Genomic DNA, 13059 nt, shown 5'->3' with positions numbered 1-13059 from the left:
TGGCGTTCACAACCATGAAGGGGATATTGCGCGCTCGACGCGACTTCGACGGGAGCACATGTCGGCACGCGTGTTGACGCATTTCGGGGGGCTGTGTTCGGCCCATCGGCCAAAGGCCGGGACTGCGCGCATACAGACATGCGCGCAGTCGTTGTTCGATCAGGACTTGAAGTAGCTCTGAAGCGGGCGAACCTCGAGGTTGCCGGCCTTCAGCGCCTTGATGGCGCGTGCTGCTGCCTCAGCGCCCGACATGGTGGTGTAGTAGGGCACCTTCTGCATCAGCGTTGCACGGCGAAGCGACTTGGAGTCCGAGATCGCCTTGTTGCCATCAGTGGTGTTGATGACGAGCTGGACCTGGCGGTTGCGGATCGCGTCCTCGACATGCGGACGGCCTTCCTGGACCTTGTTGACCTTGATCGCGGCAATGCCGTTTTCACCGAGGAACCGGGCGGTGCCGCCTGTCGCCATTACCTTGAAGCCGATATCGACGAGAATGCGGATTGCCGGCAGAACGCGGGTCTTGTCCTCGTCGCGGACCGATACGAACACCGTTCCGTCGCGCGGCAGGTCGACGCCAGCGCCGAGCTGTGACTTGGCGAAGGCCAGTGCGTAATCGGTGTCAAGGCCGATGACTTCACCGGTCGAGCGCATTTCCGGGCCGAGCAGCGTGTCGACACCGGGGAAGCGGGCAAACGGGAAGACCGCTTCCTTGACGGCAATGTGCTTCAGGTTGCGCGGATCCGGCTTTTCGCCATAGGCGGCAATCGCCGCATCCAGCGCTTCACCGGCCATGACGCGGGCGGCGATCTTGGCGATCGGCGCGCCGATGGTCTTGGCGACGAAGGGCACCGTGCGCGAGGCGCGCGGGTTGACTTCGAGCACGTAGATCGTGCCATCCTTGATCGCGAACTGGACGTTCATCAGGCCGCCGACATTGAGCGCCTTGGCCAACGCCGTCGTCTGGCGCTCCAGTTCATCGACCATCGCCGAGTCGAGCGTGTGAACCGGCAGGGAGCAGGCGCTGTCGCCGGAGTGAATGCCGGCTTCCTCGATGTGCTCCATGATGCCGGAGACAAACACGTCCTTGCCGTCGCAGAGGCAATCGACGTCCACTTCCGTGGCGTTGGTCAGGTAGCTGTCGAACAGCAGCGGGTTCTTGCCGAGCAGCGTGTTGATCTGACCGGTCTTGTCGTTCGGGTAGCGCTGCTTGATGTCTTCCGGAACGAGGCCCGGAACCGTATCGAGCAGGTAGGTCTGCAGCATGCTTTCCGAATGGATGATCTGCATCGCCCGGCCACCGAGAACGTAGGACGGACGCACGACCAGCGGGAAGCCGATTTCGGCGGCAACGAGGCGCGCCTGCTCGACCGAGTAGGCGATGCCGTTGTTCGGCTGGTTGAGGTCGAGCTTCATCAGAAGCTTCTGGAAGCGGTCACGATCCTCGGCAAGGTCGATCATGTCGGGGGCGGTGCCTAGGATCGGGATGCCGTTCTTTTCCAGCGCTTCGGCCAGCTTCAGCGGCGTCTGGCCACCAAACTGCACGATGACACCGACCAGTTCACCTTTTTCCTGTTCGGCGCGCATGATCTCGATCACATCTTCTGCCGTGAGCGACTCGAAATAGAGACGGTCAGAGGTGTCGTAGTCGGTCGAAACAGTCTCGGGGTTGCAGTTGATCATGATCGCTTCATAACCGGCGTCCTTCAGTGCGAAGGCGGCATGGCAGCAGCAATAGTCGAACTCGATGCCCTGACCGATGCGGTTCGGGCCGCCGCCGAGAATGACGACCTTCTTGCGGTCGGAGACATCGGCTTCGGAACGGGCAGCGCCAACGAAGGGCGTCTCGTAGGTCGAGTACATGTAGGCCGTCGGCGAGGCGAACTCGGCCGCGCAGGTATCGATGCGCTTGTAGACGGGGCGGACATTCAGCGCGTTGCGCAGTTCGGCCACTTCCTTCGGGCGCTTGCCGCCGAGGGTCGCAAGCCGGGCGTCGGAGAAGCCCATGGCCTTCAGCATGCGCAGGTTTTCCGCATCCTGCGGCAGACCGTGCTCGCGGACGCGCGCTTCCATGTCGACGATCGCCTTGAACTGGGCGATGAACCAAGGATCGATCTTGCTCGCCTCATGAACTTCGGCTTCGCTCATGCCGAGGCGCAGCGCCTGGGCGACCATGCGCAGACGGTCCGGGGTCGGAGTACCGATTGCGGCGCGAATGGCGTTGCGGCCATCGCCGTTCTCGTCCATGTCGGGAATTTCGATTTCGTCGAGACCGGTGAGGCCGGTCTCCATGCCGCGCAGTGCCTTCTGCAGCGATTCGGCAAATGTGCGGCCGATCGCCATGACTTCGCCGACCGACTTCATCGCGGTCGTGAGGACCGGCGAGGCGCCCGGGAATTTCTCGAAGGCAAAACGCGGGATCTTGGTAACGACGTAGTCGATCGAAGGCTCGAAGGATGCCGGCGTCGCACCGCCGGTGATGTCGTTTTCAAGCTCGTCCAGCGTGTAGCCGATCGCAAGCTTCGCCGCGATCTTGGCAATCGGGAAGCCCGTTGCCTTGGAGGCAAGCGCCGAGGAGCGCGAGACGCGCGGGTTCATTTCGATGACGACCAGACGGCCGTCCTTCGGGTTGACGGCGAACTGCACGTTCGAGCCGCCGGTCTCAACGCCGATCTCGCGCAGAACCGCGATCGAGGCGTTGCGCATGATCTGGTATTCCTTGTCCGTCAGCGTAAGCGCCGGAGCAACGGTGATCGAATCGCCCGTGTGCACGCCCATCGGGTCGATGTTTTCGATCGAGCAGATGATGATGCAGTTGTCCGCCGTGTCGCGGACCACTTCCATCTCGTATTCCTTCCAGCCGAGAACCGATTCTTCGATCAGCACTTCTGTGGTCGGCGAGGCATCTAGGCCGCTGCCGACGATGTCGAAGAATTCGGTGCGGTTGTAGGCGATGCCGCCGCCGGTGCCGCCGAGCGTGAAGGACGGGCGGATGATGGCCGGTAGGCCGACGTCATCAAGCGCCTGCGCGGCGATCGCCATCGCGTGGTTCATGTAGCGCTGCTTGCGGTCGCCTTCGCCGAGGTTCCACTGGTTTTCCAGTTCGTCGAGTGCCTTGTCGAGATCCGGGCCGGAAAGGCGGCTCTTCAGTTCGGCGCGCTCGGCCTCATGAACCTTGCGGTCGTGATCCTTGATGTCGGTGGCGTTGGCGAGCCGCGACTTCGGCGTCTCCAGGCCGATCTTCGCCATCGCCTCGCGGAAGAGCGCGCGGTCTTCCGCCTTGTCGATCGCATCCGGCTTGGCGCCGATCATCTCGACATTGTAGCGGTCGAGAACGCCCATGCGGCGCAGCGACAGCGCGGTGTTGAGCGCGGTCTGGCCGCCCATGGTCGGCAACAGCGCGTCGGGGCGCTCCTTGGCGATGATCTTGGCGACGACTTCTGGTGTGATCGGCTCAACGTAGGTCGCGTCCGCCAGGCCCGGGTCGGTCATGATCGTTGCCGGGTTGGAGTTGACGAGGATGACGCGGTAGCCTTCCTCCTTCAGCGCCTTGCAGGCCTGTGTCCCAGAATAATCGAATTCGCATGCCTGACCGATGACGATCGGCCCCGCGCCGATGATGAGGATCGATTTGATATCTTGGCGCTTCGGCATGGTCGGTCATCCGTTTCTAGCTGCGCGAAAAACCGGCCAAGGTGGGAGGTCACCGGCCGGGCACGCATTGATGGTCTTTTCAGGCTAGAAGCGGCTTATAGGCAAATGTATCCGCAAGCGAAACCCCGAAAATTCCGGAATCGACAGGAAACCCGACATATTTCGGCATCCGCTTTCGCAAGGGGTTAGATGGCCGCCTGAAAGCCGTATCGAAAGCATCAAGCCTGGTCCGGCACCACCAGAACCTTGACCTCGCCGGCAGCAGGCGGATGTGCAATGACGCTGACCGCCTCATCGAGCGAGACACGCCGCGAGATCAACTTGTCGATCTCGATTGCCCCCGAGGCGACGAGGTCTGCGGCGCGGCGGTGAACGAACGGATTGATGAAGGATCCAAGCACGCGCAGTTCCCTGAAGAGAATGTCGAACGGTTCGATTTCGACCTTCTCTCCCTGCGGCATGACGCCGAGAATGACGACGGTGCCGCCCGATCTGGCGAGCCGCGTCGACTGGCGCACGGTCTCGGCAACACCCGCGCATTCGATCACCACATCGACGCCGCCGGGCACAAGGCCTGCCGGACCGGCAATGGCTTCGATGATGTCGCTCGCGGAGGGATCGACGGTCGCCGTTGCGCCAACGTCTTCGGCGAGCCTGCGTTTGACCGCCTGCCGCGTCGAGAGGATAACGGTCGTCGCACCCGCCAACCGCGCAAGCTGCACCGTCAGAAGGCCGATCACCCCACCGCCGAGAACGACGACGGACGATCCGGCACGGATGCCGGAGAGGTCGATGCCATGCAGGCAGCAGGCGAGGGGCTCGCAGAAGGCGCCATGCACCGGATCGAGACTGAGCGGGATTTCATGCGCCTGTATTCGCGGAACGATCACATAATCGGCAAAACCGCCGTCGCGGTGGATACCGATCGCGCGCAAGGCGGGACAAAGGTTGACCCGCCCGGCACGGCATTGCGGGCAACGACCACAGGAAATGTTCGGGTCGCCGGTGATGCGCGCGCCGATGGCGATATCGCTCACATCCTTGCCGACCGCTTCGACGATACCACAGAATTCGTGGCCGAGCGTGACAGGCGGCATCGACGGAAACTCGCCATGCAGGAGGTGCCTGTCCGTACCGCAGATGCCGCAAGCTTCGACGCGGACCAGCAGGTCACCGGGGCCGGGCGAGGGCGTGTCCACCTCGCGCACGAAAAGGTCGCCGATAGCCTCCAGCCGCAACGCCTTCATGACCATGCCTCCCCCGCCAGTTTCCCTGGGGCGAATAGGATCGTCAAAGCGGGACACGGTCAAGGACCCGATCAGCAGCCGGTCAACCCCACCGTTGGCGCACGGCCGCGGCATAGGTGCGACTGACCGGCACCTCGGTTCCGTCCCCAAGCTGGATCGTCATGCGGCCGTTATCCCGTACGAGCCGCGCGACGTGCGCGTCCGCCACCCAGTGGGAACGGTGCACCTGCAAGCCCTGGACCGGACCGAGTTCACCGAGTGCATCGGCGAAGCGCAACAGAATGAGTTCGCGCCCAGCGGTAGTCGTGACTTCCGTGTAGTGGTCGCTGACCGTCAGATGTAGCGGCACGCCGCGATTGGCGTGTTTCAGCCGCAACAGCAGCGGTACCTGGCCCGTATTCTCCTGGAACGTCGTCGGCCCAATGGAAGCCTGATGCCCGCGCGTGTCGGGCGTCGCTGCAAAGGTGCCGGTGTCGTCCAACTCCGACGCGGCGTCCCCATTTATCGTCATCCAGGTCAAGGCACAGAAAGAGAGCGACAGGAGCAGGCCGGTGGCGATGTCAGTGAGGACACCTTCCGCAGTTGGTGCAACAGAAAAGGTCACCGAACCGATTGCGGTGGTCACGAGACCGATCGGAATGCTGGCGACGGCAGCACCGATCATCATGCGAACGAAGCCGGAGGTGACCCTTTCGCGCAGGATGCCATTGGCAAACACAGCCGAAACGATGGCGATCGCCCAGGTGAGGGCGTGCAACACCAGCCAGAACCCGAGACGCGGTACCAGGGCAAGGCGCTCAGCGGTGCCGTATGGCCCCGTGACCCAAAAGATCAGCACAACTGCTGCAAAGGTTGCCCAGAGGCGCGGCGCCTTCAGGACAAGATGCAGTTCACGAAGCGTGGATTGCAGAAATGGGCGTTTCACGAAGTTTTCCGTCAGTTCCAGTCAAAGCATTTGAATGCAGCAAGGAGACTGCCGCACGTTCGGGGAAATCAACAGCATAGAAATCCGCGATGACATTTGCACCCCTTCTCCACGCACCGTTCGCAATCCAGTTGCACGTCGCGACCGTCATTCCGGCGGCGATCCTTGGCGCTTTTCTGCTTGCCCGTCCGAAAGGCACGCGCGGGCACAGGATGCTCGGCAAGATCTGGATCGTACTCATGGTCGTGACCGCATCCTCCACGTTCTTCATTCATGAAATCAGACTGGTTGGCTGTTTCAGCCCCATTCACCTGCTGTCGATCTACGTGCTCTTTGGAAGCTGGCAAGCGATTGCGGCTGCCCGGCGGCACGACATCGCCGCGCATCGCGGCCATGTCGCCGGCATGTATCTCGGCGGCATCGTCGTTGCCGGCCTCTTTACGCTGCTGCCGGGACGGCTGATGCATGCAAGCCTGTTTTCGGGGCTTTCGAACTGGCAGGCAACAGCGGCGTCAGTGGTGTTGGCTGCGTTTCTGGTGACCGCAACCGCCCTGGCGATCCGACAGGGCCACCTTTTTGGTGTCGGCAAGTCCTCGAAAAGATTGGCATGATCGCAACCTTGCGGGCCCGATTGCGTTTTACAACTGCATTCGGCCCGACATATAAATGATCTGACCGATATTGCGTATCGACCCACGCCGGGAGGACAGATCATGGAATGGAAAGGCCGCCGCCAATCCGGAAACGTTGAAGACCAGCGCGGGGCAAGCCCCGGAGGCGGTCTGGGCGGTAATCCATTCGGTCGGGGGGGCGGGTTTCGCATGCCCGGAGGGGGCGGAGGCATGCGTGGCGCCGGCGGCGGCATGAGCTTTGGCACCATCATCTTCCTCGTCGTCCTCTACTTCATCCTGAGGGCGATGGGTATTGATATGCTGCAAGTCCTGGGCGGCGGCGGCCCGGTCGCGCAGCCGGGCTTCGAGCAGAGCGACGGTTCGCCCGCACCGCGTGGATCGGCGCAGGAAGAAGAGATGAAAGCCTTCATGTCGACGGTGCTGGCCGAAACCGAGGACACCTGGAACGGCATCTTCCAGGCGAGCGGTGAACAATATCAGGAGCCGAAGATGGTGCTGTTCAGCGGCTCCGTACGCTCGGCTTGCGGCTTCGCCTCTGCGGCATCCGGCCCGTTCTATTGCCCCGGTGACCGCAAGGTCTATCTCGACATGAGCTTCTTCGACGAGCTTGAACAGAAGTTCGGCGCGTCCGGCGACTTCGCGCAGGCCTACGTCGTTGCCCACGAAGTCGGCCACCATGTGCAGAACTTGATCGGCGTGCTGCCGAAGTTCAATCAGATGCGCCAGTCGATGAGCGAGACCGAAGCCAACCAGATGTCGGTACGCGTCGAGCTTCAAGCCGATTGCTTTGCCGGAGTCTGGGGCAAGTACACGCAACAGAAGGGTCTGCTGGAACAAGGCGACCTGGAAGAGGCGCTGAATGCCGCCACCCAGATCGGCGACGACACGCTGCAGAAACGCATGCAGGGCTATGTCGTTCCGGAAAGCTTCAACCATGGCACATCAGAACAACGCATGCGCTGGTTCAAGCGCGGCTTCGACAGTGGCAAGATGTCCGCCTGCGACACATTCTCCGGTCAGGTCTGATCCAGAGACTGCATAACCAAAGATCAGAAGGGGTCGGCTCATTCTGCCGGCCCCTTTTGTCGTTTTTTACTTTAGTGGCGCTCACCAAACCGGTCGCGCCGGCGTGCATCGACGCGAAGCACGACACAGTCGGGCCTGCCTTTCCGAGTGAAACCTGCTCCATACTCATTCTGCTTCGAGGGGCACGCTTTGCATCCGTGTTCTTTCCCCTGCCGACGCCGCTTCGAGCTTTCGTCGACTTTCTCAAGGCGGAGCAACGGACACCGTTGCCCAGACGGGCCGCGTTTCCGCAAAGCAATGGATCAACGAACGCGATCGTTTCCATAAAAAACTTTGAGATGTTCACGTATTGTTTCGATTGAAATCATGCGTTACACCTAAATTGGTAACGTTGTTCACGTTCTGTCTCCGCGCTGGCGACGGATAGCGCGGGGAGAGTTTGATGCTCGACGAGAAGTTCGTGCGACGTGGCCTGTTCCTCGTCTTCCTCATCCTGTTTCTCGACATCATCGGTATCGCGATCATCGTGCCGGTGCTGCCGACCTATCTGGAAGAATTGACCGGCGCCAATGTGAGCGATGCGGCCATCGACGGCGGGTGGCTGCTGCTGGTCTACGCTGCGATGCAGTTCCTCTTTGCGCCCTTCATGGGCAATCTCAGCGACCGTTTTGGGCGCCGGCCGATCCTGCTTGCCTCGGTGCTCACCTTCGCCATCGACAATCTGATCTGCGCGCTAGCGACCAGCTACTGGATGTTGTTCGTCGGCCGCGTTCTCGCCGGCATCAGCGGCGCCAGCTTCGGCACTGCCTCAGCCTACATTGCCGACATCAGCAACGATGGAAACCGCGCCAAGAATTTCGGCCTGATCGGCATCGCGTTCGGATCCGGCTTTGCGTTGGGGCCCGTCATTGGCGGGCTGCTGGGCGAACTGGGACCGCGCGTACCGTTCTATGGTGCCGCGGCCCTATCTTTCATCAACTTCGTGCTGGGTGTTTTCCTGCTGCCGGAAACGCTGGACAGGGCGAACCGTCGCCGCTTCGAATGGAAGCGCGCCAATCCGCTCGGTGCGCTCCGGCAGATGCGCAACTATCCCGGCATCGGCTGGGTCGGGCTGGTCTTCTTCCTGTTCTGGATGGCGCATGCAGTCTATCCGTCCGTCTGGTCGTTCGTCTCTTCCTACCGGTACGGTTGGAGCGAGGGCGAAATCGGTCTTTCGCTCGGCATCTTCGGCATCGGTGGCGCCCTGGTGATGGCGTTCGTGCTGCCGCGCGTCGTGCCACGGCTCGGCGAATGGAGAACGGCCGTCCTTGGCCTGACTTTCACGGCACTCGGTGCCGTCGGCTATGCCGCTGCATGGCAGGGATGGATGATCTATGCCGTGATTATCGCCACCGCACTCGAGAGCCTCGCCGATCCGCCTCTGCGCAGCATCGCCGCAGGTCATGTGCCTCCGTCGGCCCAAGGCGAGCTGCAGGGCGCGCTCACCAGCATCGGCAGCATCACGACGATCATCGGCCCGCTGATCTTCACCCAAATCTTTGCCTATTTCACAGCGCCAACCGCCAAAATCACTTTCGCCGGTGCACCCTATGCACTTGCCAGTTGTTTCGTGGTGGGCGCGCTCCTTGTCTTCTGGTTCAAGGTACCGAAGCGGCTCGCCGTTGCGGCCGAAGATGTCGAGCCTGCGGAGCCGTCGGTAGAACCGCGCTATGCCGACCACGGCGCCATGCAACGAAATTGATCAATTTTCTTGATCCTTCGATGAAAAATTGAGCAGCCGAAGCTTTGTCACTGGTTCTTTCGACGGCCGTGTTCTATTTCCGTCATCCTTCCCTCCGTTCTGACCTGCGGTATCTCGGCCGCGTCGACATCCAGGAATCCGTCATGCTGACCGCCAATGCGAGCCCGACCCCGGTGCAAACCGACAATTCATGGCGCACCCATTATCGGGCAAGCCTCTATCTCGGCGTACCCTTCATCGGCGCGCAGCTCGCACAACTTGCGATCAACACGACCGACGTGTTGATGGTGGGCAAGCTCGGTGCCACCCAGCTCGCCGCGATCATTCTGGCAACGCAGATGTACTTCACCGTCTACATCTTCGGCAGCGGCTTCGCCAACGCCGTGGTGCCGATGGCTGCGCAAGCACAGGGCAGGGGCGACAAGGTTTCGGTCCGCCGCTCCGTGCGCATGGGGCTCTGGGTTGTGCTTTGTTACGGCGTACTGACGGCGCCTGTACTCTGGCTTGCCGAGCCGATCCTGCTGCTTGCCGGCCAGCAGCCGGAGGTGGCGGCCCTTGCCGCCGAGTATCTGCACATTGCACAATGGGCGATCTTCCCGGGGCTGATCTTCATGGTGCTGCGTGCGTTCCTGAGCGGCCTGGAGCGGGCAGGGATCATTCTCTATGTCACCCTGGCAACGCTCGTCCTCAATGCAGCCCTTTGCTACGTGCTGATCTACGGCCATTTCGGCTTCCCGCAACTGGGCATCTTCGGTGCAGCCGTCGCCGCCCTTGGCGTGGCGGTCCTCGGCACGGTGCTGACGGTCGCCTATATCAAGAGCAAACCGGAACTGAACCAGTATGAGCTGTTCGTGCGTTTCTGGCGCCCGGACTGGCCGGCGTTCAGGGAAGTGGTTTATCTCGGAATACCGATCTCGCTGACCATACTTGCTGAAGTCAGCCTGTTCACCGTCGCCTCGTTGTTGATGGGAACAATCGGTACGATCGAACTAGCCGCGCATGGCATCGCGCTGCAGTTCGCTTCGCTCGCCTTCATGATCCCGCTTGGAATTGCCCAGGCGGCAACAGTGCGCGTCGGCCTTTCCTACGGCCGCGGCGACATGCTCGGCGTCCGGCGCGCAGCCATTTCGGCACTGGTGCTCGGATCCGTCTTCGCGACCATCGGCAGCGCGATCTTCGCACTCTTCCCAAGCCAGCTGGCAGCACTTTACCTGGACACCAGCAGGCCGGATGCAGCCCAGGTGTTAGCCTTTGCCGCTCCGCTCATCGTGATTGCCGGCGCATTCCAGCTGGTCGACGGGTTGCAGGCGATTGCCGCCGGCATGCTTCGCGGCCTCAAGGACACAAAGGTGCCGATGATCCTGGCGATGATTTCCTACTGGCCGATCGGTTTCGTTTGCGCCTGGGCCTTCGCGTTTCCGCTCAACTTCGGCGGAACAGGTGTCTGGTTCGGATTCGTGCTCGGCCTTGCCGCCGCAGCGCTGCTCCTGAACTGGCGGTTCTTCCGCATGATCCGGACGCATAAGGTGTCGGCGGCTTAGGGAGCTTCAAATTCCGGACAAAGAAAAAGCCGGACGGGCAGGGGATGCCGTCCGGCTTTAGAAAGCGACCGCTTCAGGGGAAGAATGGCGGGCGCTCATTTTGAAACTTCTGGAGGAAAGTTTCTGCAGATTACTAAACGTTGAAGCCGCCGGTCTCGCTGGAGCCCAGTCGATCGCGCTGGAGGTCGCGTATCGTGCGGGCAAAGTCGACGAGAAAGACGAAACTGATTACCGCCGCGGCGGTCATAAAGACTGTCGCCATAACATTTTACCTTTAGCCGAAGATCTTACGGTTGCCTGAACGGTCGCGCTGCTCACGGGATTCGTCCCGGAGTGCATGTATCGTCGCAAAGATCATTGCGAAAAACATCGTCATCGAAAACAGAGCAAGTCCCATAGCCGTCATCCTTTCAGGTGTTAAACGGCAGTATCTTCAAAAAGGTTCCGTTCTTTCTTGCTTCACATTACAGTCTGCGATGTGAAACGCTCTTGAACATGGCATTCATCTAGCATTCATTTCTTTGGTGCCGCTGTTTCCCAGGGAACAGGGTTGCTCCCCTGCACAACTCTTGCGATCCGTCGCCGTCCGTGACAAAAGGCTTCACCAAACGGAAACAGGTGCGATGACGACGGCATTCTACCCCGGCTCTTTCGATCCGATGACGAACGGGCATCTCGACGTACTTGTGCAGGCGCTGAACGTGGCGCGCAAAGTTATCGTGGCGATCGGTATCCATCCGGGCAAGGCACCGCTCTTTTCGTTCGACCAGCGCGCGGAACTTATTCGCGAGTCGCTGCTCGAATTTCTGCCCGAACGCGCCGCCGACATCGATGTTGTCTCCTTCGACAACCTCGTGGTCGATGCCGCGCGGCAAAGCGGCGCAAAGCTGCTTGTGCGTGGTCTTCGCGACGGCACGGACCTCGACTACGAGATGCAGATGGCGGGCATGAATCGTCAAATGGCGCCTGACGTTCAGACCCTGTTTCTGCCGGCAGGCACCGCATCGCGGCCCATTACGGCCACATTGGTCCGCCAGATCGCGGCCATGGGCGGTGACGTCAGCGCGTTCGTGCCCAAGGCGGTCCACGCGGCGCTGCAGGCCAAACGCAAGGCCTAGAGCCGCCACACTCCATTCACCACTCAGGGAGAAACCATGAAAATCCTCCACCTCGCTTTCGCCGGTGCCCTCACGCTTGCTTCCTATGCGGGAACCGCATTTGCGCAGTCGGCTGACAACTTCCTCACCATCACGTTGAAGGACGGCCCTGTCGTCGTCGAGCTTCGCCCTGATATCGCACCTAAGCACGTCGAACAGATCAAGGCGCTGGCAACCGCCGGCGAATACAACAACGTCGCCTTCCACCGCGTCATCAAGGGCTTCATGGCGCAGACCGGCGACGTGCAGTACGGCGACATGGAAGAGGGCTTCCAGCCGCAGGCTGCTGGCACGGGCGGCTCCTCCAAGCCGGACCTGCCGGCCGAATTCTCGGACGTACCGTTCGAGCGCGGCACGGTCGGCATGGCGCGTTCGCAGGATCCCAACAGCGCCAACTCGCAGTTCTTCATCATGTTTGCCCCGGGCGACTTCCTCAACGGCCAATACACGGTCGTCGGCAAGGTCATCTCCGGCATGGAGAACGTCGACAAGATCAAACTCGGCGACGATGCCAACAACGGCTCCGTCACCGATCCCGACCGCATGATCAGCGTCAAGGTCGGCAAGTAAAGTTAAACACAAGGAGAAAACCCATGGCCGAGATCAAAGATCCGGAAAACACCATCATCATGGAGACCACCAAGGGCCAGGTCATCATCGAGCTTCGGCCTGATGTGGCTCCGGGTCATGTCGCCCGAATCAAGGAACTGGCACGCGAAGGCGCCTATGACGGCGTGGTGTTTCACCGCGTGATCGAGGACTTCATGGCACAGACCGGCGACGTCCAATACGGCAAGACCGGCGGCGAGCACTTCAACCCGTCGCGCGCCGGCATGGGCGGTTCGTCCAAGCCGGACCTGAACGCCGAATTCTCGAACGTCAGCCACATCCGCGGCACGTGCTCGATGGCTCGCAGCCAGGCGCCGAACTCGGCCAATTCGCAGTTCTTCATCTGCTTCACCGATGCCCCGTGGCTGAACAAGCAGTACTCCGTCTGGGGCCAGGTCATCGAGGGCATGGACAACATCGACAAGATCAAGCGCGGCGAGCCGGTGCGTGATCCCGATACCATCGTGTCGCTGCGGGTTGCCGCCGACGCCTGATTTGCGCTAATGCACAAACCCGTCCCGGCCGCGCCT

11 protein-coding genes are annotated in these 13059 nt (G+C 61.4%); 7 read left to right on the top strand and 4 right to left on the bottom strand.

The window, feature by feature from the left end; all coding sequences use genetic code 11:
- Positions 1-159: 159 nt before the first annotated feature.
- From carB to LPJGGPFB_RS11300, 3 genes are all read right to left on the bottom strand, one after another.
- Entirely contained in the window at positions 160-3651 is a 3492-nt protein-coding gene (carB, locus tag LPJGGPFB_RS11310) for a carbamoyl-phosphate synthase large subunit (RefSeq protein ID WP_173419994.1), read from the bottom strand.
- A 218-nt stretch (positions 3652-3869) separates the two neighbouring features.
- Complete coding sequence (locus LPJGGPFB_RS11305) at positions 3870-4898, bottom strand: zinc-dependent alcohol dehydrogenase family protein (protein ID WP_173419993.1); 1029 nt, start codon at positions 4896-4898, stop codon at positions 3870-3872.
- An 82-nt stretch (positions 4899-4980) separates the two neighbouring features.
- Positions 4981-5823, bottom strand: coding sequence for a LytTR family transcriptional regulator DNA-binding domain-containing protein (locus tag LPJGGPFB_RS11300; RefSeq protein ID WP_173419992.1), 843 nt, complete (start codon positions 5821-5823; stop codon positions 4981-4983).
- 89 nt (positions 5824-5912) lie between these two features.
- On the opposite strand from LPJGGPFB_RS11300, the gene LPJGGPFB_RS11295 reads away from it, so the two are divergent.
- The 4 genes from LPJGGPFB_RS11295 to LPJGGPFB_RS11280 all read left to right on the top strand — a co-directional run bounded on the left by LPJGGPFB_RS11295 (position 5913) and on the right by LPJGGPFB_RS11280 (position 10763).
- Positions 5913-6434, top strand: coding sequence for a DUF2306 domain-containing protein (locus tag LPJGGPFB_RS11295; RefSeq protein WP_173419991.1), 522 nt, complete (start codon positions 5913-5915; stop codon positions 6432-6434).
- A 102-nt stretch (positions 6435-6536) separates the two neighbouring features.
- On the top strand, positions 6537-7481 hold the full coding sequence (ypfJ, locus tag LPJGGPFB_RS11290; protein ID WP_173419990.1) for a KPN_02809 family neutral zinc metallopeptidase: 945 nt from the start codon (positions 6537-6539) through the stop codon (positions 7479-7481).
- Positions 7482-7923: 442 nt separating this feature from the next.
- Entirely contained in the window at positions 7924-9222 is a 1299-nt protein-coding gene (locus LPJGGPFB_RS11285; RefSeq protein WP_173419989.1) for a TCR/Tet family MFS transporter, read from the top strand.
- Between the two features lie 143 nt (positions 9223-9365).
- Positions 9366-10763 carry an MATE family efflux transporter gene (locus LPJGGPFB_RS11280; RefSeq protein WP_173419988.1) on the top strand — a complete coding sequence of 466 codons (1398 nt, stop codon included), beginning with the start codon at positions 9366-9368 and terminating at the stop codon, positions 10761-10763.
- Between the two features lie 133 nt (positions 10764-10896).
- Here the strand turns inward: LPJGGPFB_RS11280 and LPJGGPFB_RS33440 are convergent, their stop codons facing one another.
- Positions 10897-11025, bottom strand: a complete 129-nt coding sequence (locus tag LPJGGPFB_RS33440; protein ID WP_277996356.1) for a hypothetical protein — start codon at positions 11023-11025, stop codon at positions 10897-10899.
- A gap of 361 nt (positions 11026-11386) precedes the next feature.
- Between LPJGGPFB_RS33440 and coaD the strand changes: the two genes are divergently transcribed.
- The 3 genes from coaD to LPJGGPFB_RS11265 are packed head-to-tail and all read left to right on the top strand — an operon-like array spanning position 11387 to position 13023.
- A complete protein-coding gene (coaD, locus tag LPJGGPFB_RS11275; protein WP_173421017.1) occupies positions 11387-11881 on the top strand; it encodes a pantetheine-phosphate adenylyltransferase in 495 nt (164 codons plus the stop codon).
- Positions 11882-11917: 36 nt separating this feature from the next.
- On the top strand, positions 11918-12490 hold the full coding sequence (locus LPJGGPFB_RS11270) for a peptidylprolyl isomerase (protein WP_173419987.1): 573 nt from the start codon (positions 11918-11920) through the stop codon (positions 12488-12490).
- 23 nt (positions 12491-12513) lie between these two features.
- A complete protein-coding gene (locus LPJGGPFB_RS11265) occupies positions 12514-13023 on the top strand; it encodes a peptidylprolyl isomerase (protein ID WP_173419986.1) in 510 nt (169 codons plus the stop codon).
- The last annotated feature ends 36 nt before the right edge of the window (positions 13024-13059 follow it).

The organism is Ensifer adhaerens, assembly GCF_013283195.1.
Taxonomy (GTDB): domain Bacteria; phylum Pseudomonadota; class Alphaproteobacteria; order Rhizobiales; family Rhizobiaceae; genus Ensifer; species Ensifer adhaerens_G.
Note: the sequence above shows the minus strand (reverse complement) of the source record. Positions and strands in the feature narration are given on the sequence as shown.

What these genes read in the sequence shown, in the direction of transcription:
- LPJGGPFB_RS11265 (WP_173419986.1), top strand. Translation starts at nt 12,514, where the DNA reads ATGGCCGAGATCAAAGATCCGGAAAACACCATCATCATGGAGACCACC.
- LPJGGPFB_RS33440 (WP_277996356.1), bottom strand. Translation starts at nt 11,025, where the DNA reads ATGGCGACAGTCTTTATGACCGCCGCGGCGGTAATCAGTTTCGTCTTT.
- LPJGGPFB_RS11285 (WP_173419989.1), top strand. Translation starts at nt 7,924, where the DNA reads ATGCTCGACGAGAAGTTCGTGCGACGTGGCCTGTTCCTCGTCTTCCTC.
- carB (WP_173419994.1), bottom strand. Translation starts at nt 3,651, where the DNA reads ATGCCGAAGCGCCAAGATATCAAATCGATCCTCATCATCGGCGCGGGG.
- LPJGGPFB_RS11270 (WP_173419987.1), top strand. Translation starts at nt 11,918, where the DNA reads ATGAAAATCCTCCACCTCGCTTTCGCCGGTGCCCTCACGCTTGCTTCC.
- LPJGGPFB_RS11295 (WP_173419991.1), top strand. Translation starts at nt 5,913, where the DNA reads ATGACATTTGCACCCCTTCTCCACGCACCGTTCGCAATCCAGTTGCAC.
- LPJGGPFB_RS11280 (WP_173419988.1), top strand. Translation starts at nt 9,366, where the DNA reads ATGCTGACCGCCAATGCGAGCCCGACCCCGGTGCAAACCGACAATTCA.
- LPJGGPFB_RS11305 (WP_173419993.1), bottom strand. Translation starts at nt 4,898, where the DNA reads ATGAAGGCGTTGCGGCTGGAGGCTATCGGCGACCTTTTCGTGCGCGAG.
- ypfJ (WP_173419990.1), top strand. Translation starts at nt 6,537, where the DNA reads ATGGAATGGAAAGGCCGCCGCCAATCCGGAAACGTTGAAGACCAGCGC.
- coaD (WP_173421017.1), top strand. Translation starts at nt 11,387, where the DNA reads ATGACGACGGCATTCTACCCCGGCTCTTTCGATCCGATGACGAACGGG.